The 19857-nt window shown below is 59.1% G+C and carries 21 protein-coding genes; 9 read left to right on the top strand and 12 right to left on the bottom strand.

Annotated elements, in window-relative coordinates:
* Position 1: 1 nt before the first annotated feature.
* The 3 genes from ribD to glyA are packed head-to-tail and all read right to left on the bottom strand — an operon-like array spanning position 2 to position 2953.
* Positions 2-1126, bottom strand: coding sequence for a bifunctional diaminohydroxyphosphoribosylaminopyrimidine deaminase/5-amino-6-(5-phosphoribosylamino)uracil reductase RibD (gene ribD / locus CHH27_RS02265; protein WP_094070135.1), 1125 nt, complete (start codon positions 1124-1126; stop codon positions 2-4).
* A gap of 11 nt (positions 1127-1137) precedes the next feature.
* Positions 1138-1614, bottom strand: a complete 477-nt coding sequence (nrdR, locus tag CHH27_RS02260; protein WP_094070134.1) for a transcriptional regulator NrdR — start codon at positions 1612-1614, stop codon at positions 1138-1140.
* A 28-nt stretch (positions 1615-1642) separates the two neighbouring features.
* Positions 1643-2953: a serine hydroxymethyltransferase gene (gene glyA / locus CHH27_RS02255; RefSeq protein WP_094070133.1), complete on the bottom strand. Its 1311-nt coding sequence runs from the start codon at positions 2951-2953 to the stop codon at positions 1643-1645.
* Positions 2954-3362: 409 nt separating this feature from the next.
* Between glyA and CHH27_RS02250 the strand changes: the two genes are divergently transcribed.
* The 4 genes from CHH27_RS02250 to CHH27_RS02235 are packed head-to-tail and all read left to right on the top strand — an operon-like array spanning position 3363 to position 6747.
* Positions 3363-4937, top strand: a complete 1575-nt coding sequence (locus CHH27_RS02250) for a PP2C family protein-serine/threonine phosphatase (RefSeq protein ID WP_157738649.1) — start codon at positions 3363-3365, stop codon at positions 4935-4937.
* A 9-nt stretch (positions 4938-4946) separates the two neighbouring features.
* On the top strand, positions 4947-5498 hold the full coding sequence (locus CHH27_RS02245) for a SiaB family protein kinase (protein ID WP_094070131.1): 552 nt from the start codon (positions 4947-4949) through the stop codon (positions 5496-5498).
* 17 nt (positions 5499-5515) lie between these two features.
* A complete protein-coding gene (locus CHH27_RS02240; RefSeq protein ID WP_094074467.1) occupies positions 5516-5914 on the top strand; it encodes a DUF1987 domain-containing protein in 399 nt (132 codons plus the stop codon).
* Entirely contained in the window at positions 5911-6747 is an 837-nt protein-coding gene (locus CHH27_RS02235; protein WP_094070130.1) for a GGDEF domain-containing protein, read from the top strand. Before CHH27_RS02240 ends, CHH27_RS02235 begins: the two co-directional genes overlap by 4 nt.
* 38 nt (positions 6748-6785) lie before the next feature.
* On the opposite strand, the gene CHH27_RS02230 is transcribed toward CHH27_RS02235, so the two are convergent.
* From CHH27_RS02230 to CHH27_RS02200, 7 genes are all read right to left on the bottom strand, one after another.
* On the bottom strand, positions 6786-7013 hold the full coding sequence (locus tag CHH27_RS02230; RefSeq protein ID WP_094070129.1) for a serine hydroxymethyltransferase: 228 nt from the start codon (positions 7011-7013) through the stop codon (positions 6786-6788).
* A gap of 106 nt (positions 7014-7119) precedes the next feature.
* On the bottom strand, positions 7120-8400 hold the full coding sequence (locus CHH27_RS02225) for a murein L,D-transpeptidase (protein WP_208988443.1): 1281 nt from the start codon (positions 8398-8400) through the stop codon (positions 7120-7122).
* Positions 8401-8745: 345 nt separating this feature from the next.
* Positions 8746-9261, bottom strand: a complete 516-nt coding sequence (gene ldtR / locus CHH27_RS02220; protein ID WP_094074466.1) for a transcriptional regulator LdtR — start codon at positions 9259-9261, stop codon at positions 8746-8748.
* Positions 9262-9414: 153 nt separating this feature from the next.
* Positions 9415-10308, bottom strand: coding sequence for a 3-hydroxyisobutyrate dehydrogenase (gene mmsB, locus CHH27_RS02215; protein ID WP_094070128.1), 894 nt, complete (start codon positions 10306-10308; stop codon positions 9415-9417).
* 95 nt (positions 10309-10403) lie between these two features.
* Positions 10404-10823, bottom strand: a complete 420-nt coding sequence (locus CHH27_RS02210) for a DUF6163 family protein (RefSeq protein ID WP_094070127.1) — start codon at positions 10821-10823, stop codon at positions 10404-10406.
* A gap of 24 nt (positions 10824-10847) precedes the next feature.
* Entirely contained in the window at positions 10848-11885 is a 1038-nt protein-coding gene (locus CHH27_RS02205) for an enoyl-CoA hydratase/isomerase family protein (RefSeq protein ID WP_094070126.1), read from the bottom strand.
* Positions 11886-11940: 55 nt separating this feature from the next.
* Positions 11941-13080: an isobutyryl-CoA dehydrogenase gene (locus CHH27_RS02200; RefSeq protein ID WP_094070125.1), complete on the bottom strand. Its 1140-nt coding sequence runs from the start codon at positions 13078-13080 to the stop codon at positions 11941-11943.
* A 273-nt stretch (positions 13081-13353) separates the two neighbouring features.
* Between CHH27_RS02200 and hemB the strand changes: the two genes are divergently transcribed.
* From hemB to CHH27_RS02185, 3 genes are all read left to right on the top strand, one after another.
* On the top strand, positions 13354-14349 hold the full coding sequence (gene hemB / locus CHH27_RS02195) for a porphobilinogen synthase (RefSeq protein ID WP_198338433.1): 996 nt from the start codon (positions 13354-13356) through the stop codon (positions 14347-14349).
* The gene (locus tag CHH27_RS02190; RefSeq protein WP_094070123.1) at positions 14346-15596 is read left to right on the top strand and encodes a threonine ammonia-lyase; all 1251 of its coding nucleotides are present in this window, start codon (positions 14346-14348) and stop codon (positions 15594-15596) included. The genes hemB and CHH27_RS02190 overlap by 4 nt, the downstream gene beginning before the upstream one ends.
* A gap of 196 nt (positions 15597-15792) precedes the next feature.
* A complete protein-coding gene (locus tag CHH27_RS02185) occupies positions 15793-16299 on the top strand; it encodes an RDD family protein (protein WP_094074465.1) in 507 nt (168 codons plus the stop codon).
* A 26-nt stretch (positions 16300-16325) separates the two neighbouring features.
* Here the strand turns inward: CHH27_RS02185 and CHH27_RS02180 are convergent, their stop codons facing one another.
* Together CHH27_RS02180 and CHH27_RS02175 are read right to left on the bottom strand one after the other, a co-directional pair.
* Entirely contained in the window at positions 16326-16811 is a 486-nt protein-coding gene (locus tag CHH27_RS02180) for a TspO/MBR family protein (protein WP_198338333.1), read from the bottom strand.
* Positions 16812-16883: 72 nt separating this feature from the next.
* Positions 16884-17345 carry an Lrp/AsnC family transcriptional regulator gene (locus CHH27_RS02175; protein WP_198338332.1) on the bottom strand — a complete coding sequence of 154 codons (462 nt, stop codon included), beginning with the start codon at positions 17343-17345 and terminating at the stop codon, positions 16884-16886.
* 211 nt (positions 17346-17556) lie between these two features.
* Between CHH27_RS02175 and CHH27_RS02170 the strand changes: the two genes are divergently transcribed.
* A complete protein-coding gene (locus CHH27_RS02170) occupies positions 17557-17754 on the top strand; it encodes a hypothetical protein (protein ID WP_157738648.1) in 198 nt (65 codons plus the stop codon).
* A 245-nt stretch (positions 17755-17999) separates the two neighbouring features.
* Positions 18000-19835 (top strand): SLC13 family permease, encoded by a 1836-nt coding sequence (locus CHH27_RS02165; RefSeq protein WP_094070121.1) that lies wholly within the window; start codon positions 18000-18002, stop codon positions 19833-19835.
* The last annotated feature ends 22 nt before the right edge of the window (positions 19836-19857 follow it).

Genomic DNA, 19857 nt, shown 5'->3' with positions numbered 1-19857 from the left:
GTCAGGCTTCCCGCCGTCTGAGGTAGATATATCTGTCCTGATCGAATCTGCCGGATCCGATCCGTTCGAATTTGGGGTCTTTCAGCACATCCGCAAGGTCGAGACCGTTCAGGGCAGGTATGCCCCCCTCGCCGATCTCCAGATTGCCGGTGACCACACAGAGGTCGTCGACCAGGTCCGCGTTCAAGAACGAGGTGGCCAGCCGGGCGCCTCCTTCCACCATCACACGCGTGATGCCGCGCGTTGCCAGCGCGCTCAGGATCACGGATGGCTTGATACCGGTTGTCTCGGCCGGCACCCTGATGATGTTCACGCCGGCCGCAGCCAACAGGTCGATCTTGTCCTGATCGGCATCGTTTCCGCATACCAGCCAGACCGGCACGTCGACACAGGTGCGCACCAGCTGAGATTCCAGCGGCAGGCGCGCACGGCGATCGATGATGACCCGCACCGGAGACCGCTCGGCAAGGCCCGGCAGACGGCAGGTCAACAGGGGATCATCGGCAAGCGCCGTTCCGGACCCGACCAGAATGGCGTCGCACATGGCTCGAAACCCGTGGACCTTGCGCATCGACAGGGGGCCGGAAATCTTGACCTGGCCTTCGCCGGACCGGCCGATAAATCCATCCCTTGAAACGGCAAGCTTGAAGAAGACCTGTGGCCGGTTCTTCATCTGGCGCAGCGTGAAGCCCTTGTAGAGCGCTTTCATGGCCTTTTCTCGGAGCCCGACCGCGACTTCAACACCCGCCTCGCGCAACATGTTGATCCCGCGACCCGAGACCCGGGGATTTGGGTCGGCCATGCCAACAACGACCCTCTTCACCCCCGCTTCAATCAGGGCGCTGGAACAGGGTGGCGTACGTCCATAGTGGGAACAAGGTTCGAGCGTGACGTAGCAGGTGGCTCCCCGCGCCCTATCGCCGGCCTGAGCAAGAGCGTTGACCTCCGCATGGGCCATCCCCGGACGCGACGTGACGCCACGTCCCACCACCGTTGGGCCGCTATTCTCGAAGCGGACAATCAGCGCCGCAACGGACGGGTTGGGCCAGACACGCCCAAGCCCGCGACGCGCCAGGCGTTCGGCGGCCGCCATAAACCGCATATCGATTTCAGAAAATGAACTCATGAAGCGCGAAATCAGCTGTCCTTGAGCGTCTCGACATCCGAGTCGCTGAGCTCGTCCAGAAGGGCTTCGAAATCCTTGGCCTCGCGGAAGTTCCGATAGACGGACGCAAAGCGCACATAGGCGACGTCATCGATGCCCTTCAGGCCTTCCATGACGTGGTTGCCGATCGTTTCTGCCGTGATTTCGCTTTCGCCGGAACTCTCCAGCTGCCGCACGATGCCGCTGATCATGCGTTCGATGCGATCCGGGTCGACCGGGCGTTTGCGCACGGCAATCTGCACGGACCGGGCCAGCTTCTCGCGATCGAAGGGCACCCTGCGGCCGGAGCGTTTCAGCACCATCAGCTCGCGCAGCTGAACCCGTTCGAAAGTGGTGAAGCGGCCGCCGCAGGTGTTGCATATCCTGCGGCGGCGAATGGCGGTGTTGTCCTCGGTCGGGCGGGAATCCTTGACCTGGGTCTCCTCACCCCCGCAAAACGGACATCTCATGTTTCAAAGCTCCTGACAGAGCCCGCTGTCAGCCCCCGTAGATCGGGAAGCGGGCCGTCAGTGCTTCTACCTTGGCTTTGACCGCGGCTTCAACCGCTGCGTTGCCCTCTTCACTGTTTGCGGCCTTCAAACCATCCAACACTTCCGTGATCAGGAGACCGACTTCGCGGAATTCCGCGACACCAAAGCCGCGGGTGGTGGCGGCCGGCGTGCCCAGACGAATGCCGGAGGTCACGAAGGGCTTTTCCGGATCGAACGGGATGCCGTTCTTGTTGCAGGTGATGTTGGCGCGGCCGAGCGCCTTCTCGGCAACCTTGCCGGTGGCGTTTTTCGGACGCAGGTCAACCAGCATCAGATGGTTGTCGGTGCCGCCGGAGACGATGTCGAGCCCCTGTTCCTTCAGGGATTCGGCCAGCGCCTTGGCGTTGTCGGTGACCGCACGTGCATAGGCCTTGAATTCCGGCTGAAGGGCTTCCTTGAAGGCGACGGCCTTGGCAGCGATCACATGCATCAGCGGACCGCCCTGGAGACCCGGGAAAACGGCCGAATTGATCTTCTTGGCGATCGCTTCGTCGTTGGTCAGGATCATGCCGCCGCGCGGGCCACGCAGGGATTTGTGTGTGGTGGTGGTGCAGACATGGGCATGCGGCACCGGGGACGGGTGTACGCCACCGGCGACAAGGCCGGCGATGTGAGCCATATCGACCATCAGATAGGCGCCGATGCTGTCGGCGATCTCACGGAAACGCTTCCAGTCCCAGACGCGGGAATAGGCCGTGCCGCCGGCCAGGATCAGCTTCGGCTTGTGCTCATTGGCGAGGCGCTCGACTTCGTCCATGTCGAGCAGGTGATCGTCCTGGCGCACACCGTAGGAGACAACGTTGAACCACTTGCCGGACATGTTGACCGGAGATCCGTGGGTCAGGTGGCCACCGGAATTCAGATCCAGACCCATGAAGGTGTCGCCCGGCTGCAGCAGGGCCAGGAACACGGCCTGGTTCATCTGGCTGCCGGAATTCGGCTGCACGTTGGCAAAGCCGGCGCCGAACAGTTCCTTGGCGCGTTCGATGGCAAGGGTTTCGGCGACATCTGCGAATTCACAGCCGCCATAGTAACGCTTGCCCGGATAACCTTCGGCGTATTTGTTCGTGAAGATCGAGCCCTGCGCTTCGAGAACGGCGCGAGAAACGATGTTTTCCGACGCGATCAGTTCGATCTCGTGCTGCTGGCGACCGAGCTCCTTCTCAATGGTGCCGAAAATGTCCGGATCCGCGTCGGCAAGACCGCGGGTGAAGAAACCGGATTGCAGGGACTGACCGGAGCTTTCCATCAAAGACATCGCACCATCCTTATCATGTGTTCCAGGATTTGGTCGGCAGCGGCGGCTTCGTCCAGGGACTTTGTTTGCCGTCGAGCCAATGTGAGGCGAGCAATTAACACGTCCCTTGGGTCAAACCAAGGGCCATACCGACGCGGTCAGATTGGAAAACGACACCAATGTTCCGCAAAATCAAATCAGTTTCTTTTGCGGAGCAAAAACAGCGCCGCGTGTGCTCCCAGGTTACTTTCCAACCGAAAACTCAAAGTATTTAACCAAATTATTTACAGTGTAATTTTTGCGAATTATTCAACATGCGTAAATCGACAATTGTATTTATTCTTTATTTTCATTTGACGGACTATCATTTGCCATTCAAACAAGTACCAAGAAGCACGCTTGTATGTTCAGGGGCCTCACGAAAAGGTTGATGACCAGTTTGCGGATCCATCTCAATCTGCAAACAATCTCCTATTGTGTCGGATTTTCTCTGGTTGCCCTGGTTTTTACTTCTCTACTATTTGGCGGTCGCTATCTGCTGGATCAACACCGGATCCAGGTGGATGAAGCGAAGATTGCCAACCTCCTGCAACTCCTGTCACAGCGCATTGCGCTTGCGGCGCTGGACAATGAGGAATTCGCAAGGGCCAGCACCTACGGGTCTCGTATTCTTGTCATCAGTTGCGCCGATCACATGGAACGCGCTCAGGCCGCCCTCCTGTCGGGAGACCGCAAGAGGATGCAGCAGATCGTATCCGATGGCCTGTCCTGTCGCCTGGGAAAGGCCGATTACCCGCCCGTCGACCAGATCAGTTCTGATATTGCAGCTGTGCTGTTTGAGGGCGAAACCTCCCATCAACTGGTGCTCAGCGAATTCCTGCATCTGGCCCGGCGGGTCGGGTCGGCGCAGAAACTTACCGAGCAGGAACGTTTCCGGTTCGCACAATTGGCCTTTCGGGATTTGCCTGCGAAATTTGATGCAGCAGCGCGGACTTTTCAGCAGAATTCGGCGAAATCGTTGCTGTGGATGGAACGGTTTGGCATAGCCGCCTGGGCGGTGATGATCGTCTTGATCATCATTGTGGCTGTTCTTGTGTTCGCGCGTCTGTCGAGTTCCATGAAGGCCAGGGCCAACGAATATGATCATTCCATTGCCCGCTATCACGCCCAGAAGCAGGCCATGCAGGAGGTCAACGAGCAGCTCTTCCAGAGCATGTATTACGCAAGAAACATCCAGAAAGGCATTCTTCCCGACCTGGCAGACCTGCGCGACAACATGGCGGATATCGCACTTATCTGGCAGCCGATGCAGGTGGTCAGCGGCGACTATGTCTGGGCCTGCCGAAAAGGCAACACGTCCGTCTTCTTCGTGGCCGACTGCACCGGACACGGCGTCCCGGGCGCCCTCCTCACCATGGTTGTCGCGTCGGTTTTTGAAAAGCTGTTGGAGGACAATTCCTTCAAGGACCCGGAATACACCCTCTTGACGCTCGACCGGACCGTGCGGCGCAGGCTCGGTCAGGACAAACCCTCCGACGGCTACGAGGATACGTCATCCGATGACGGATTTGTCGCCGCTCTTGCGCTCTACAATCACGAGAACCGGGTCCTGCGCTACGCGGGTGCCGGCATCCCCCTGATCATCAGCTCCGCAGACGGGTTCAACAAGATTGCCGGCGACAAGGCCGCCCTGGCCTATCGCAGCCTGCCCGGCCCGACCCGCATTGAGGTCCATTCGCTGAACGTGGAACCTGGCGACAGTTTCTATCTGGCCACCGACGGCATCACCGATCATGTCGGAGGCAGTCCGAAACGCACCTTCGGCCGCAAGCGGCTCTATGAAGTTCTGGCGACGGTTGGCGATGAGAATCTCGAAGCACAGTTGAACCACCTGCAGGACAGGCTGACGGATTTCCGCGGACTTGAACCGGTTCGGGACGATTACACGATTCTCGCTTTCACCCCCGTCGCCGGCGAAATGGCCGTGCGCAACGCGGCCGAATAGGAGGACGGAATGCTGGGAGAAGACATCTACGCCTTTCGATCCGAGCTGCAGAAGCGCGATGCGCTGTTTGCCTATACCGGCTTCGTTTCGGAAGACCTCCTTTATGCGCTCGGAACGGCGGTCAAGCAGCAGCTTGAACTGAAGAAGACCGAGGGCAAGGTGGTCCGCCGGGTCTTCTCTGTCTTCGTCGAGCAGGTTCAGAACGTCATTCGGTATTCGGGCGAACAGGAATGGTTGACCGAACCCAAGACCGCCCGGCTTTCCGCCGGTGTCATCGTCCTGGGGCAGGACGACAACCGCTTCTTCGTCATCTGCGGCAACGCGGTCACGAATGAAGAGGCCGACGGGCTCAAGACACGGCTGGAATCGATTTCAGGAATGGATGGAGAGGCCTTGCGCAAACACTATCGCACCAAACTCCGGGAAGATCCCGATCCTCACAGTGAAGGCGCCACAATCGGCCTTCTGGAAATTGCCCGGCGCGTTACACAGCCCCTTGAATATGATTTCCTGGAGCTGGACGAGAACCGCAGTTTCTTTGTCCTCAAAGCCTATATTTGAAAGCGGAGACAACGGCCATGACACCCAACCCGCTTTACATCGACGAAACGCCCCGCTCACCACGGGTCGAACTGGATCCGGACACGGGACATCTTGCGCTGACCGGCGAGAGCTACCCGGAAGACGCCAGCGCCTTCTACGGCCCGATCCTGCAGAATGTCGCAAGCTACCTTGCAACCACAATCGACGCCCCCCTGACCGTGGACATGCGCTTTATCTATTTCAATTCCTCGAGCGCCAAGGCAATCATGAACCTGTTTCAGATGCTTGAGGAAAATGCTGAAGGCGGCCGGTCCGTCACCGTGAACTGGTTCTATGACCCCGATGACGACCTGATGGCCGAAATGGGCGAGGATTTTGCGGAAGACTTTCGGCACGCCTCGTTTTATCTGAAACCGGACACCGAAGTGGCATGACCCAGTCGAACAAAAAAGACGGTGAGTTCACACTGTTTGAGGACGAAGACCGCGTCCTCCAATATGCCGAAACAATTCTTGGCGGACTGGATGAGACCACCCGGCTGATCCGTTCCCTGACCATGGCCTACAAGAGGGCCGTGCGCGAACAGAAGCGCATGGTGCGCCTCAGCGACCGAAATCAGGAGGAACTGATGGCGGTCAAGGAACGTCTTGAGGGGGAAGTCAAGGCGCGCGCCGAACTGGTCGAGCAGTTTCGCATTCTTGCGATCACCGACACGCTGACGGAAACCTATCTGCGCGGACATTTCCTGGAGCTTTGCAATCACGAACTCAAATCGCGCAGCCGGACCGAAGATCCGCTCACCATGGCCTTGCTGGATGTCGACAAGTTCAAGAATGTCAACGATACCTACGGACACGCAGCAGGTGACCAGGCACTGACAACCCTGTGCAACATCCTGAAGGACAACTTGCGCCAGAGCGATGTCATTGCCCGGTGGGGTGGCGAGGAATTTGCCATCATGATGCCGCGAACGACCAGCGAGCAAGCGGTCAATCTGTCTGAAAGACTGCGGCAGGAGATTGCAAAGTGCACCATCTCGGACGGGCGCTGTTCCTTCTCGATCACGGCCAGCTTCGGCCTGTGTACGCTGGAAGGACCGAACCCTGCGGACAACAGTCGCCGCGACCCGATCGACACGCTGTTTCATCACGCGGACCGGGCGCTCTATCAGGCCAAATCAGATGGCCGCAATCGTGTTGTTTCGACGACGTTCCGGCGCAGCAGCACAAAGGAAAGACCCGCGGCTGCAGCACGTGCCCAGGGCTAGTATCGCTCTCGGAATACTGGTCCCTGCCAAAGCCTGACCTAATAGAGCGTTGGATCCTTCGAGCCGCCCTGCATAGCTTTCATTTGCTCGATCCGGCGTTTCAGCTTGCGTACAGCCAGATTTTGCAAGTCCTGCTGTCTTGTCGATACTGGACCAAAAGCCGAAACCTCGACACCTGTTGCGGCGTCGATGGCTATGACCTGTACCTGCTGCCCGACCTGACGAAACTCGATATAGATTTCCCCGGGTCGCGGATCGCGACTCATGCACTGCTCCCGAGTGTGGACGTTGTTCTAAAACGCATGAAACGCCAGTCTGATCAAGACTGGCGTCTCCCAAACGCTGGATGCCGTTAATCAACCGTGCAAACGATCAGAGCCGTGCCTGTTCGCCCGTGCCGTAAAGATCGTCACGGTTGTAGATATCATCGCGGAAATGCACCACGCCATCGGCATTTGCCCAGGCCGTCACATAAGTCAGATAGAGCGGGATCGACCTTTTCAGCTTGACGTCTTCCCGGTCGCCTGTCCGGATTACGCCGTCCACGCGGCTCCGGTTCCAGTCGGGGGTCGTGGACTGCAGCAACCAGGTCACCAGTTCGCGCACATTCTGCACGCGCACACACCCCGAAGAATGGAACCGGTTGGCTTCGCCGAACAGGGTCTTGGACGGCGTGTCGTGCAGATAGACCTGGTGCTTGTTGTGAAAGTTGATGCGCACCGATCCGAGGGAGTTTTCCGCGCCCGGATCCTGGGTGAAACGATACTGTGTCGCCTCGTCCGTGTTCCAGTCGATCTGCTGCCAGTTGAGCTCGTTGTTGCTCCAGTCGAAGATACGGATGTTGTTCTTCGCCAGGTATTCCGGATCTTCCTTCATCTTCGGGATCAGATCCTTGCGGATGATGGATTTCGGAACCGTCCAGTAGGGGTTGAAATTCAGTTCGTAGATCTTGCTGTTCAGGATCGGTGTCTGACGGTCGATCTTGCCGACAACGGCCGTGTGGCGGGAGCGGACGTAACCGTTCTCGACCGCTTCGATCTCGGCAGCCGGAATGTTGACCATCACGTAGCGATCGCCCTTGAAACCGGACATGGACCTGAGGCGGATCATGTTGGTTTCCAGCTGGCGCAGGCGGACATGTGCCGGAATGTTGAGCGCAGCAACGGTGCCTTCGCCCATCACCCCGTCCGGGATCAGACCGTGACGCAACTGGAAGCGGCGCAGCGCAGCATCAACATAGGAATCGAACGTGTCGGACAGGCCGGCCTGCTGCTCCAGATCTCCGGACATGATCAGGCGGTGGCGCAATTCGACAACCCGCGGATCCTTCATGCCGATCCGCAGGGCCTTGCCGCCTTGTGACACGGTGCCCCAGCCACCCTGCTGAACGATCAGCTGATACCGGTTCATCGCCGCTGCGATGTAATCGGCGGTCTCGGGCGACAGTGTCGGAGCCGACGACTTCACTTCCGTGATGTTGTCCGTGGCAATGTCGAAATTGTCGACCCACTCGACCTGCTGGTTCTGGGCCTGGGCTGCAGTACCTGCCAGGAGCGGCAATCCGCATCCGATAGCGCAAAGACGCAGAAAGTCGCGCCTTGTCTTCGATTTCCGTTGAAGCTTTAACCCGTCCGGTCCGGATAAAAGGTTCATTGCAGACCTCATGTTGCAGCGTCGATAACGCAAGTTCTGTTCAGATACGCGCGGCATGGCCGATGTCGATAATATCGGCCTCGCCTGTTCCAGCACCCAGTCCTAACGAACGGGTCTTAACAAATCGCTCGATTCCTTAACCATCCTGTCATCAGGGACTTCCGCTAAGAGGCATTCCTTTGTGACCACAAGATGTCAGTTTCCGCCGGAAACGCGAAACTTCTTCCTTATAGGCATGTTTGGACTGCGAATGAAATTCACATCATGCAAATTTGCGTGAAGTGCAAAAAAGAAAGGCACCGCCCCTGGGGCGGTGCCTTGTCATCTGAATGTGCCGCGAATTTCTTAGAGGCGGTAGAGGATCTGGTCGGTCCAGAACCGTTCCAGACGGCGCAGGGACTTGTTGAGAGCAACAAAGTCCTTCGGGCCGATTTCCCCGACCTGCTCAACCGACAGAATGTGGCGCTCATAGAGGTCGTTGACGATTTTCGCCACTTCCTGGCCCTTGTCGGTCAGGCTCACGCGGACGGACCGGCGGTCCATGCGCGAACGCTGGTGGTGAATATAGCCGGTCTCGACCAGCTTCTTCAGATTGTAGGAGACATTCGACCCGAGATAGTAGCCGCGTGTCCGAAGCTCGCCGGCCGTCAGTTCAGCATCGCCGATGTTGAACAGCAACAGCGCCTGCACGCTGTTGACATCGGACCGGCCCATACGGTCGAATTCGTCCTTGATGACGTCGAGAAGACGCCGATGCAGCCGCTCAACGAGCGTCAGAGCCTCAAGATAGAGCGGCTTGATTTCCAGCTCTTCCCCTTCACTCTGTGCAACAGCGTCGACTGCCCTACTTGCGGTGATCATGTGATTGCGCCTCTTATAGTACCTGTCGTTCGACGGATATTTTCCCGCCTTGTTACGCAATCTAACCGAGCGATTCTAAAATCCGCTTAAGAGACACGCTGAATCATCCGTTAACTTTTGGCCTGTGTTTTAACGGTGCGATTCACTTTTCATTCATGATGATCCGCGCAGGAATTTCACGATGCCGGAAAAGTCCTGTCCTTCGCCACCTGAGTTGCAGAAGAGCGTATAGAGTGCTGCCGCTTCAGCGCCCATCGGCGTTGCAGCCCCGGAAGACTGGGCTGCTTCCTGGGCGAGCTTCAGATCCTTGAGCATCATTTCCGCGGCAAACCCCGGCTGGTAATCGCGATTGGCCGGGGAAGACGGCAATGGACCCGGCACCGGGCAATAGGAGGTCAGCGACCAGCACTGGCCGGACGCCGTGGAGGAAATGTCGAACAACTTCTGCTTGTCCAGTCCGAGCCGCTCGGCAAGAACGAACGCCTCCGATACTCCAATCATGGAAATGCCAAGCAGCATGTTGTTACAGATCTTGGCCGCCTGGCCGGTCCCTGCTCCCCCCGCATGCACAATCGTCTTGCCCATGATGTCGAGATAGGGCTTAGCCGCTTCGAAGGCCTCATCGGCGCCGCCGACCATGAAGGTCAGGGTGCCGCCGGCCGCGCCGGCCACGCCGCCGGATACCGGCGCATCGACCATCGGCATGCCTTTTTCTGTTGCTGCCTCGATCACGGCCCGGGCGCTGTCGACATCGATCGTGGAGGAATCGATGAGGAGCGTACCCGGCTTGGCATGCTCGAGAATGCCACCCTCGCCCATGTAGATCTGACGGACATGTTTGCCGGCCGGCAGCATGGTCACGATGACGTCGGCAGCCGCTGCCAGCTCTGCGACACCGGCCGCTTTCTCGCCGCCGGCGTCGGCATGCATTGCAAGCGCTGTCTCGGAAAGATCAAAGCCCAGCACCTTGTGGCCCGCCTTGACGAGGTTGATCGCCATCGGACCGCCCATATTACCAAGACCGATGAATCCGATTGTGTTCGACATGATTTTCTCCCGGTAAATTTCGTTGTTTTTTGAATCTGTTATGCGGATGCCCTGAACCGTGACCCCAGCAATCTCAGAAAGTGATTCAAGTCCGCTCAGCCGGCTTCGGCCTTGTTTTCCCTGTCCATCAGATAGACAAGAAGTCCGTAGATCGCGATCGTCAGAAGATAGAAGCTGATTTCATAGGGGCGCCGGCCGTACAGATCGGAAAAAGCCGTGTGCATGACGATCTGGCAGAAGCAGCGAAAAATCCACATAACCGTGCCCCAGGACACGGTCAGCCAGAGACCGGTGGCCGCCACCAGGTCGAGCACGGCAAAAAAGACGATCGCGCCCTGCATGGAAATCGGCATGTCCCAGAACCAGAGACCACGCCACTCGACAATGCCGACGATGCGCGCCCAATAGATGACACCACCGCCGATCAGGATGATCGCGATCAGGCGCAGATACCAGATCAGGACGGTGCTCCACGGCGGGCGGGATTCGATAAGGTCCTGAAAGCTGGTGATCATGTGTGGTCCGGGTCCGGATGAAGTTTAGGCGAGCGGCAGGTCTCCGCCCTGAGGTTCCTCGAAATACGACGCCAGATCGGCGCTGTCCACTTGGCCAAACTGAGAAGGTGTCCAATTCGGGTTCTGGTCCTTGTCGACCAGCACCGCGCGAATGCCTTCATAAAACTCCGTGCCTTGCAGAATACGCGAGACGATCCGGTATTCCAGCTTCATGCATTCGTTGAAGGAAAGATCGCCACCACGCTTCATCTGCTCAAACGCGATCAGCACGCTGGTGGGAGATTTTCCCCGGATGGCGGCAGCCGCCTTTTGGGCAAATTCGGTGTCTGAGGCATCCAGGCGGTTCAGGACCTCTTCGACGCTTTCGGCGGAGAACGCCTTCCCGATCTCCTCCAGATGCTCCGAGACCGGTCCTCTTTCCGGTGTCACCAGGAAAGGTGCAAGCGCCGCGCCGATGTCTGTGGCGGTCTCCAGGCTCGCTTCAAGATCGGCCAGGCTGTCTGCGGAGACCGCATGGGTTAGCACACCCGTGGCGAGCGCATCCCCCTGTTTGAGACGGCCCGCGCTGAGCGCGCAATAAACGCCGCTCTTTTTCGGCATGCGCGGCAGAAAATAGGTCCCGCCGACATCCGGGAAAAAGCCGATACCGGTCTCCGGCATGGCGAACATGGTCTTTTCCGTTCCAATCCTGTGCGTTCCATGAACGGAAACACCCACGCCGCCGCCCATGACGATCCCGTTGATCAGGGCGATATAGGGTTTGGGATAGGCCTTGATCTGGGCATTCAGCAGATACTCGTCCCGGAAGAAGGCGCTGAGCCCTTCGGTCTCGCCGGCCTGCCGCGCGTCATAGATGCTGCGAATGTCGCCGCCGGCGCAAAAGGCCTTGTCACCGGCGCCGGTGACGACGATGTGGGCAATCTGAGGATCGCTTTCCCATTCGGTGAGTTGCCGGGCCAAGGCCCGGACCATGTCGAAACTCAACGCGTTGAGAGCCTTCGGCCGGTTCAGGGTGACAAAACCGGCATGGCCGCGTTTTTCAAAAAGAATGTCGTCGCTCACGGAGGCGCCTCATAAAAGAGTGAGTCGTTTCAAGGAGTAATCTGACCGACTTCTATCAGTCTTTCAAAATCTGACGCGCGATGATCAGGCGCATGATCTCGTTGGTGCCTTCCAGGATCTGGTGCACACGCACATCCCGGAAATAACGCTCGATCGGATAATCGCGCAGATAGCCGTAGCCACCATGAAGCTGCAGCGCTTCGTTGACGACCTTGAAGCCTGTATCTGTTGCAAGACGTTTGGCCATGGCTGCCAGCTTGGTGGCGTCATGGGCCTTGGCATCAACGGCTGCGGCGGCCTTGTGCAGGAGCAGCCGCGCAGCTTCGAGTTCGGTCGCCATATCTGCAAGACGGAACTGCAGCGCCTGGAAATCGGCGATCGGCCGGCCGAACTGCTTGCGCTCCTTCACATAGGCGAGCGCATGATCGAGACAGGCCTGCGCCGCCCCCATGGAACAGGCGCCAATATTGAGCCGACCGCCGTCAAGCGCGGCCATGGCGATCTTGAACCCCTGGCCTTCCGTTCCGACCAGATTGGACTTCGGCACGCGGCAGTCCTGGAAATTGACCTGTGCGGTCGGCTGGCTCTTCCAGCCCAGCTTGACCTCGTTGGCACCGAAACTCAGGCCGGGTGTCCCCTTTTCCACCAGAAGGCAGGAAACACCGGACGGTCCCTCGCCGCCTGTGCGCACCATGACCGCATAAAGATCGCTGACGCCGCCACCGGATATGAAGGCCTTCGACCCGTTCAGAACATAATGGTCGCCATCGTCCTTTGCCGAAGTTCTCAAGCTGGCTGCATCCGATCCGGAGCCCGGCTCGGTCAGGCAATAGCTCGTCAGAAGCTCCATCGTGCAGAGCTTTGGCAAGAACTTCTGGCGAAGGTCCTCAGACCCGTAAGTATCGATGATCCAGGCCACCATGTTGTGGATCGAGAGATAGGCGGCCGTCGAGGTGCAGCCCTGGGAGAGTTCCTCGAAAATCAAGGCCGCATCCAGCCGGCTCAGGGCGGAACCGCCGACATCTTCCTTCACATAGATGCCTCCGAACCCCAGTTCGGCCGCCTTGCGCAGGGTCGGGATCGGAAAATGGCTGTCTTCGTCCCAGTCCTTGGCATGGGGCGCCAGTTCGTCACGCGAAAAGCTGGCAGCCATGTCCTGAAAGGCGCGCTGATCTTCGTTGAGTGAAAAGTCCACGGTTTGTCCTCCCACAAGCGGCGCTGAAGCCTATGACTCGCTGCCGTGCTGGTTCCTCGGTCTGTCGGCGCGCACTAAAGCACATTTGACGCAAACGTCAAACAATCTCTTTTTTGTTTTTAATTTCAGTTATTTTACAGAATGTTGGACTGCGTCAATCTGCGTGATAGATTGGCGTCTCTTCTCCGCGAGAATGCATTTTTTCTTCTGCTCAGCGAATAGTCGGGGCCCATGACGTCCAAATCCTCTCTTCCGCCGATCACATCCGACCATATGGACACGCTCCTGGCCGGCACGCGCATGCGCCGCAACCGTCAGACCGACTGGTCGCGCCGCCTTGTGCGCGAGAACACGCTGACCGTCGACGACCTGATCTGGCCGGTCTTCATCGTGGATGGCGAGAAGGTCCGCCAACCGGTTCCGTCCATGCCGGACGTCGTCCGGCTTTCGGTCGACGAGGCAGTACGCGACGCCGAAAAGGCGGCAAGACTCGGCATCCCCGCTCTGGCCCTGTTTCCCTATACGGATCCGGACCTCAGAGACGAGACCGGTTCTGAGGCGCTCAACGCGGACAACCTGACCTGCCGGGCGCTAAGGGCAATCAAGGCGGAAGGCTTCAACCTCGGCCTGATGACGGACGTCGCGCTCGATCCCTATACAAGCCACGGCCATGACGGGCTCATGGCAGGTGATACGATCCTGAACGACGAGACCGTCGACCAGCTCTGCCGCCAGGCTCTGGTCCAGGCCGAAGCGGGATCGGATGTGATCGCCCCGTCCGACATGATGGACGGCCGCATCGGCGCGATCCGCCAGGCACTGGACAGCCAGGGACATCGCGGCACACAGATCATGGCCTATTCAGCGAAATATGCCTCCGCCTTCTACGGTCCGTTTCGCGATGCAGTCGGGTCGTCCGGCACGTTGAAGGGCGACAAGCGCACCTATCAGATGGACCCGGCCAACACCGACGAGGCCCTGCGTGAGGCCGAGCTCGACATAACCGAGGGCGCCGACATGATCATGGTCAAGCCGGGCATGCCCTATCTCGATATCGTCCGCCGGCTCAAGGACGAGTTCCAGGTACCGACCTACGCCTATCAGGTGTCCGGAGAATACGCCATGATCAAGGCGGCAGCCGCCAATGGCTGGCTCGACGGCGACAAGGCTATGCTGGAAAGCCTGCTTGCCTTCAAGCGCGCGGGGACCGACGGCATCCTGACCTATTTCGCCCCCAAGGTGGCTGAAATGCTGGCGGACGGAAAATGACCACCGACGCCCTTAGCGACCCGGCCCAGGTCACCTTCGAGAAGATTGAAGCGACCGCTGCGCTGATCAAGGGCGCCGTGCTGGAAACGCCCTGCCTGCCCGCCCCGCGCCTGTCGCAGCTGACCGGTGCGGATGTCTTCGTCAAATACGAGAACATGCAGGTCACCGGCGCCTTCAAGGAGCGTGGTGCCCTGGTCAAGCTCAGCAGCCTGACGGACGACGAAAAAGCGCGCGGCGTGATCGCCGTTTCGGCCGGCAACCACGCGCAGGGTGTCGCCTATCACGCGGGCCGCCTTGGCATTCCGGCCACGATCGTGATGCCGGTGCTCACGCCTTTTGTGAAAATTTCCGCCACGCGTGGCTATGGCGCCGAGGTTGTCCTGGCCGGCAACACGCTGGCCGAGGCCAAGGCCGAGGCAGACCGTTTGGCCGCGCAACATGACTATGTCTGGGTCCATCCTTATGACGATGCCCATGTCATCCATGGCCAGGGCACCATCGCCATCGAGATGCTCGCCCAGCAGCCGGATCTCGATGTCCTGGTGGTGCCGGTCGGCGGCGGCGGGCTGATCGCGGGTATCGCGACGGCCGCCAAGGTCCTCAAGCCGTCGATCGAAGTGGTCGGCGTCGAGACCACGCTCTATCCGGGCATGTGGGGTGCCTTTTACGGCAAGGAGGTCATCTGCGAAGGCGCAACCATCGCGGAAGGCATTGCGGTGCGCGACATCGGCCTTCTGACCACCGAGGTCATCAAGGAACGGGTCGACGATCTGTTGCTGGTGTCCGAAAGCAGCATTGAACGGGCGATCAATGCCTATCTCACCTTGCAGCGAACCATCGCGGAAGGGGCCGGAGCTGCTGGTCTTGCGGCCTTGCTGACCGAACCGGACCGGTTTGCTGACAAGAAAGTCGGCCTGGTCCTGTGCGGCGGCAATATCGACCCGCGCCTTCTCTCCAAGATCGTGGTGCGTGAGCTGGCCCGCGATGGCCGTCTTGTCTCCATCCGCATCGACACGCCAGACCGGCCGGGCACGCTTGGCGAAATCGCGACGGTGATTGGTGACATGCAGGGCAACGTGGTCGATGTCGAACATCACCGGCTGTTCCTCAACGTTCCGGCCAAGGGCGCGACGCTGGACGTGACCTTCGAGGCGTTCGACCGGCCCCATGGCGAACGCATCGTCGCGGCCCTGCGCGAACGCGGCTTCGTGGTGCGCTATCTGGAAATCGGCGAACGCATGGATTGATGCTGCCCGGTAGCGCGTGCACCCTTTCCAGGCTGAACGCCCAGTGCGCTGCATTGTTCGGTGAGTTTGGGCAGCTTCCGTTTCGCGTTCCAGGACGGCCAGAGTGACGTTACGGCCGTCAGAAATCCTGAGACTGTTTGCGAATCCGCCCAACACTCCCCACATGAAGACCATCATGCACAAAGGGAGCCCGACAATGACCGCTGAAACCACCTCCGACCATGCCCGTCAGGATGTCTTTGATCCTGTGCGCAATCCGGAGCTGTTTTCGGGCGTGCGCAGCCGGCGGATCTTTGCGTTTTTCATCGACGTGGTGGTGATCGCGCTCCTGACTTTCGGCGCCGGTGTTCTGGTTTTCATCCTTGGGCTCTTCACCCTTGGCCTCGGCTTTTTGCTCTATGGCATCCTGCCGACAGCAGTCGCCCTGCTTTACGTTGCCTTCACCCTTGGCGGTCCTCAGGCCTCAACGCTCGGCATGCGCGCCATGGGGCTTGAAATGCGGCTCTGGTACGGGGCAAAGCCCTATCCACTGCTGGCCGCCGTTCATGCGTTGCTGTTCTGGTTCTCGATCTCGCTGCTGACACCGTTCATTCTGCTCGTGTCGCTGTTTTCCGACCGCAAACGCCTGCTGCATGACCTCATCCTGGGCACGGTCGTGATCAACTCAGCCTATCACCGGTCGTATCTGAACGAGCATGGCTAAAGGCAGCCCGTCTTCAAGTCAGGATCCTAGTTCAGGATTGCTATTGTCAGGTTGAGCAGCCCGGCAAAGCCGACCCAGACCGCATAAGGCATGAAGAGCCATGCCGCGGTTCGATCCCTTTGCCAGGCGCTGACAATGAAAACCGAGACAAGACACAACAAAATCGCCAGTACCAGAAAGGCCGGCCAGATCAGGTGCAGCCGGAAGAAGATCGGTGTCCAGGCAAAGTTCAGAACCATCTGCACACACCAGACCTGCCACAAGCGGCCTCGCGGGCAATGCTGATATGTTCTCCAACCGGCAACTGCGATCAGCACGTATAGACATGACCAGACCGGTCCAAAGATCCAGTTCGGCGGATTGAACACCGGCTTTTGAAGGTTCTCGTACCAGCCGCCTGTCTCCGTCGTCGAACCGATCAGAACCCCCACACCCAGAACGGTCATGACAAAAAGAGCCAGGATCTTGCGTGCGTGCCGGCTTTGCAGGTCAACAGGGTTGGATGATGTCATGCCCCCTCCCAGATGGTATAACCCCAGCCAGCAGCAAAGCCCGGCGCCGGGATCCCTCGCTTCATCTCTGCATCAAACCGGTAGCTTCACGTCCGACTTCACCGTCTTGACGATGAGATGCATCGACACCTGCCCGACACAGGACCGCTCGAACAAAAACTCGTCGTAGAAGCGATTATAGTCGTCCAGGTCCCGGCACATGACCAGCATATGGTAATCGGGCGATCCGGAGGTCGCATAACATTGCAGCACCTCCGGGCGCCGACCGACCTCCTCCAGAAAACTGTGCACCGTGGCGGCATCCGTTCGGGCCAGACTGACATGTACCATGGCTCGGAATTTCAGACCGGCCGCGTCCGGGTCCACGATCGCGGCATATCTTGAGATCACACCGGTCTCTTCCAGTGCCCGCACCCGCCGCCAACAGACTGAGGCGGACATGCCGGTGCGATCCGCCAGTTCCTGATTGGTCAACCGGCAGTCTTCCTGAAGAAGACGCACCAGCGCGCGGTCCTGATTTGTCAATTCAGCCACTGTTTTGGAATTCCAATTCATTTTTTTGCTCAAGTCCGGTCAAGCCTACCAAAACCTCGCTAGAAATCCAAAACATCGGCACCACTCACCAGCGGCCGGATTGTAGTTTTCCCGAACCGCATTGATCGAAGGCAAGCCGACCCCGTCGGGGTATGGCAGCAGGAAGGGATTGGCGCTGTTGTCGGATTTGCAGGAAAGAACAATTGGCTCCGTGGGCGCCGTATGTGTTCTGGGATTGGCCCTGGTCTGGGCGGTCGGCGCACCGCTGTTCGTCAAGATTGCCGCCACTTCCAGCGTCGGTGCGCTTGTGTCTGCCGTTGCCGCCCTTGCTTACATCAAGCGACGAAACCTGTCGAAACGCCGCCGCGAACAACTTCGTCAGCATCGCAACGAAGCCGCGCTGCGCTGATCCGAGCGCATGCTTTTGGGCCGCTCTGTTGTCGATGCCCGTTGCAGAGCAACGATTTCGAACGGTGTGCCTCCTATGCTGCGACCAGACGTCCTGCAACCGGGATATAGGCGCAGTTGCAACAGTTTAGAGAGAGCTGGCCAGCTGATATCAACGGCAATCTGTGCTGTTTCCTCTTCCAATCCGGGGATCGCCTGATCTAAAGTGCCCCCTGGTGAATGGCCATGGTGGCCTTGGGCAGGTGAATGCACTCAGTTGATATTGCCATGGCGCTGACCTTCTTGGTGATCGCGTCAACTGTCGTCTTGTACGCCCTGGAGCGCTACCCGATCGAGACAGTCGCTCTTGGCTCCGTTTCCGCATTCATCCTCATATTCTCGATTTTTCCGGTCACGGCTCCGAGTGGGTCAGTCATTACCACCGGCGATTTTCTGATGGGATTTGCCAACCCGGCGCTCATCACGGTGATCTGTCTCTTGATCATTGGCCAGGGCCTGTTTCAGACCGACGCGCTGGAAGGCCCGGCCAAGGCCATCGTGCGGCTCACGCGCGGCCGGTCGCTTTATGCCGCCATTCCGGTCCTGCTCACCGTAACCGTCCTCAGCGCGTTCCTGAACAACACGCCTGTCGTGGTCATGTTCCTGCCAATCCTGACCGCGGTTGCGGCGACCGCCGGCCAGTCCGCGGCCCGGGTTCTGATGCCGCTGTCCTTCGTGGCCATCCTGGGCGGCATGACCACCCTGATCGGTTCCTCCACCAACCTGCTGGTCGCAAATTACGCGGCACAGACCTCGGACCTCAAACTGACGTTCTTCAGCTTCACGCCGATCGGCCTGATCATTGCCGGCGTGGGCCTTCTTTATGTGCTCTTCCTCATGCCCCGGCTGCTGCAGGAGCGCAAAACCATGGCCGAAGAGTTTCAGGCAACGTCGGGCAAACAGTTCATCGCGCAAATCGAGATCACCTATGGCCACCCGCTGGTCGGCGTGGAATCGGTTTCCGGCATGTTTCCGAAACTGAAGGACATGACGGTGCGCCTGGTGCAACGGGGCCAGAAGCCGATCCTGCCGCCCTTTGAAAATGTCGTTCTGACACCGGGTGACACCGTGATCGTCGCAGCGACACGGACCGCGCTTGCAAACGCACTGGCCCGCCGCCAACCTTTGATGGAAGCGGAGGCGGAAAGCGGCACATCGAACCGCGAAACACAGACTGTCCAGGATGGATCGATCAGTCTTGCCGAAGCCGTGGTCGCCCCTGCTTCGCGCCTGATGGGACGCACCTTGCCGCAGTCCGGTTTCTACACGGACACCGGCTGTCTGGTCATGGGGATCCAGCGGCGCAGCCGCATGCCGCGGATGGCCATGAATGACATTCGCCTGGAAGCCGGTGACGTGTTGCTGGTCGCCGGCAACGAAGACGAAATTGCGCGGCTGCGCGGCAATCGCGATGTCCTTCTTCTCGACTGGTCGACAACGGAAGTGCCGCGCAAACGCTACGCGCCGCGGGCCCTGGCGATCTTTGCCTGTGTGGTTGCCCTTGCCGCCAGCGGTTTGCTGCCGATCGTTTCCGCTGCCGTCGCCGGCACCTTTGCCATGATTGCGTCCGGGTGCCTCAACATCCGGCAGGCGATGCGGGCCATCGACAGCCGGATCTTCATGCTGGTTGGTGCCTCGCTGGCTGGAGCCGTTGCGCTTGAAGGCACCGGTGGCGCCACAGCCATTGCGACGGGGCTCGCGGACATCCTGCATGGCGCATCGGCCGCCGTCATGCTGTCGGCACTGTTCTTCATCGTGATGATCCTGACCAACTTCCTGTCGAACAATGCCGCCGCCGTCTTGTTCACACCCATTGCGATCAATCTTGCCGAACAGATCGGTGAAAAACCGGAAGCCTTTGTGGTCTGCCTGATCATTGCGGCAAACACCTCGTTCGCCACGCCGATCGGCTATCAGACGAACCTGATCGTCATGGGGCCGGGGCACTACAAGTTCAATGACTTTGTACGGGCTGGCACGCCCCTGGCCATTATTCTATGGTTGACCTTCTCTTTGGTCGCGCCATGGTATTATGGATTATGAGATCAGGAACGGAACACAGACG

The organism is Labrenzia sp. VG12 (genome assembly GCF_002237595.1).
Taxonomy (GTDB): domain Bacteria; phylum Pseudomonadota; class Alphaproteobacteria; order Rhizobiales; family Stappiaceae; genus Roseibium.
Note: the sequence above shows the minus strand (reverse complement) of the source record. Positions and strands in the feature narration are given on the sequence as shown.